Here is a 2,632-nt window from a genome sequence, read left to right as displayed (position 1 = left end):
TTTTTTTTGCCTGTTCCCGGGGAACCACTCAGGACAGGATGTGTATTTGTAATACCGCGCACGCGCCGGCATCACAAATACCCAGGTCAGGGCTGCGCCCCGACACCCCGCCATCGCCTCACGGCCGCGCACTGAATTGCGCACCCGTTCACCGATTTTCACGCATCTTCCTCGCCTGTCTGTGCGTTCAGCATGGTGTAAAGTGCTTCGGCCTGATCGTGCAGGTGCTCACAGCAGCCGGCAGCCTCATCCAGATCCATCTGTTCGAGCCGCTCGAGGAGGAGGAGTGTCTGTGAGCGGATAAATTTGGCCATGTTGAGGGCGGCGGATTCCTGTCTGGTCACTGGTGATTTTCCCCGTCTGGTGATGATTTTTGCGTGAAAAGAGCATGCCGTCATTCTGGTGCATAGTCATGCATGCCGTTAAAATTTAACAGGAGCGTTTCTGGCGGGTTCCGGGGTGGTTTGTTGTGGTTTTTGGTCATGGTTCCGTCAGAAAAGCGCTGAGTGCGTCTGAGGCGGTGCGGGCAACGGATGTTATGGTAAATTCTTGGGGGGCTTGATTATAAAAACCGCACTTCCTCTAATGTCTTGTGCTTTTTAGACAACCCTGGAAGCTTTTAGCTTTGGTGGTGCAATTTGCTGGGATTTTGGCGGAGAACCCCAGGTAAAGAAAAAGGCCACATTAGCGGCCTTTTTCGGAGAAGATGCTCAGTGCGGAATTTCGGAGACTTCTTTAACGTCGGTTTTATTGATCTGCTGTTTGACACCATTCGCGTCTGTATAGCCAAGCAGGCCTGAGTCTGATTCTTTAGGTTTGCCGTCGCTGACAATAGTGCGCCCGTCATTGGTGTGTATGGCATAGCTTGTGCGCGTGCAGCCGGTGAGGGCTGAAAGCGCAACTGCCGCTGCGAACACGGAAACAAAAATCTTTTTCAAAGCCAGCTCCTTTTATCCATATCAGTTTTGGTCACTAACCATCTAACTATAGGTCATTTTTTATGTGAAAAGAGGCTTGATGGTGGGCTGCATATCGAGTTAGGTGCGAGGTGTTATGGTTAAAGTGTGGTGTCTGGCGGGGAGGGGGCAGTGCGGGCTTATATCTGATGTAATCCGACCGATACATATACCAAGATGATTTAAGTATTCCTCTTTGTGAGGTTGGATGTCTAATTTATAAAAGGATCTTCTTGAGATCCTTTTTTTTCGCGCGTAATCTCTTGCCCTGTAAACGAAAAAACCACCCGGCAAGGTGGTTTTTCGAAGGTTCAGCAAACCGGCAAGTTTCTGAACCGTGGTAACAGGGTGTACAAGACCGCTGCCACCAAATTTGTCCTTCTAGTGTAGCCGCAGTCAGGCGTCAACTTCAAGAACTCTGCACCAGTAATCTTGTATACCCCTTACCAGTGGCCGCTGCCAGTGGCGTTTTTACGTGTCTTTCCGGGTTGGACTCAAGACGATAGTTACCGGATAAGGCGCAGCAGTCGGACTGAACGGGGGGTTCGTGCATACAGTCCATCCTGGAGCGAACTGCCTTCCCGGAACCGAGTGTCAGGCGTGGAATGAGAAACCGCGGCCATAACAGCGGAGTGACACCGGTAAACCGAAAGGCAGGAATGCGGGGGAGCACGAGGGAGCCATCAGGGGGAAACGCCTGGTATCTTTAAGCCGCATCGGGTTTCGCCACCACTGATTTGAGCGTCAGATTTCGTGATGCTCGTCAGGGGGGCGGAGCCTATGGAAAAACGGCTTCGGCGCGGCCTTATGCCTTCTTCGCTAAGTATCTTCCTGGCATCCCCTAGCTGGCATCCCCTAGGAAATTTCTGCTCCACCCGTAAGCCCGTACCGCTCGCCGCAGCCGAACGACCGAGCGCAGCGAGTGAGTGAGCGAGGAAGCGGAATATATCCTGTATTACATTTTCTCCTGACGCGTTTTCTTTCATTTTCTGCGCCTGTCTTATGTAGCAGTTATGCTATGCGTTACTGCGGTGTTACATTTTAGCCAGTATACACTCCGCTAGCGCTGAGTGACTGGTCCGGCGCTGCGCCCGGAACCCGCCTGTACCGGTTCAGCAGCCGTTCCGGGCTGACTGCAATTTTTTTATTTTCCTGCCCGCTACCCTGTAAACCTTTCTTCTGCGTTGCCGTTAACAGGAGGTAAGCCATGTTTGGTTTTTCTTCCGGAGACCTGATGACTCTTGATGATGAGCGACACCTGTTTGTGTCTGTTGTTTCGGGCTGGCTCCGGCGTGCCGGGGGGATGCCGGAGTCATGATGCTGGATGCATACCGGCAGATTTTGTCTGAAACTGAACCGGCCGTAAGGACGGTCATGCTCGAATTTCTTGAATCCGTTCGCATTCATTACATTTCGTCCTGAGCATTTTCTGTATTTCTGTCCATACTTAAACGAGGCGGCCGTCACGGACGATGGTCGTCGTTGCATGATGCTGTTATGGATGAGTGAAAGTAATCTAATCTAACTTGACTTACCTTCCGGGCAGCTCCCCGGTTTTTTTTTGCCTGTTCCCGGGGAACCACTCAGGACAGGATGTGTATTTGTAATACCGCGCACGCGCCGGCATCACAAATACCCAGGTCAGGGCTGCGCCCCGACACCCCGCCATCGCCTCA

General features: G+C 52.1%; 3 protein-coding genes. All 3 read right to left on the bottom strand.

Annotated features, from left to right (window positions below; genetic code table 11):
* Nucleotides 1-158: 158 nt before the first annotated feature.
* The gene (locus ACMWKK_RS26025) at nt 159-344 is read right to left on the bottom strand and encodes a Rop family plasmid primer RNA-binding protein (protein WP_032105038.1); all 186 of its coding nucleotides are present in this window, start codon (nt 342-344) and stop codon (nt 159-161) included.
* A gap of 366 nt (nt 345-710) precedes the next feature.
* Nucleotides 711-938: a YgdI/YgdR family lipoprotein gene (locus tag ACMWKK_RS26020; protein WP_021243043.1), complete on the bottom strand. Its 228-nt coding sequence runs from the start codon at nt 936-938 to the stop codon at nt 711-713.
* 427 nt (nt 939-1,365) lie between these two features.
* The gene (locus tag ACMWKK_RS26015) at nt 1,366-1,509 is read right to left on the bottom strand and encodes a hypothetical protein (RefSeq protein ID WP_032610644.1); all 144 of its coding nucleotides are present in this window, start codon (nt 1,507-1,509) and stop codon (nt 1,366-1,368) included.
* Nucleotides 1,510-2,632 lie beyond the last annotated feature (1,123 nt).

The organism is Enterobacter sp. 01-M-03-SI-ECC (genome assembly GCF_047530215.1).
GTDB classification, from domain to species: domain Bacteria; phylum Pseudomonadota; class Gammaproteobacteria; order Enterobacterales; family Enterobacteriaceae; genus Enterobacter; species Enterobacter chengduensis.
Note: the sequence above shows the minus strand (reverse complement) of the source record. Positions and strands in the feature narration are given on the sequence as shown.

What these genes read in the sequence shown, in the direction of transcription:
- ACMWKK_RS26015 (WP_032610644.1), bottom strand. Translation starts at nt 1,509, where the DNA reads ATGCACGAACCCCCCGTTCAGTCCGACTGCTGCGCCTTATCCGGTAAC.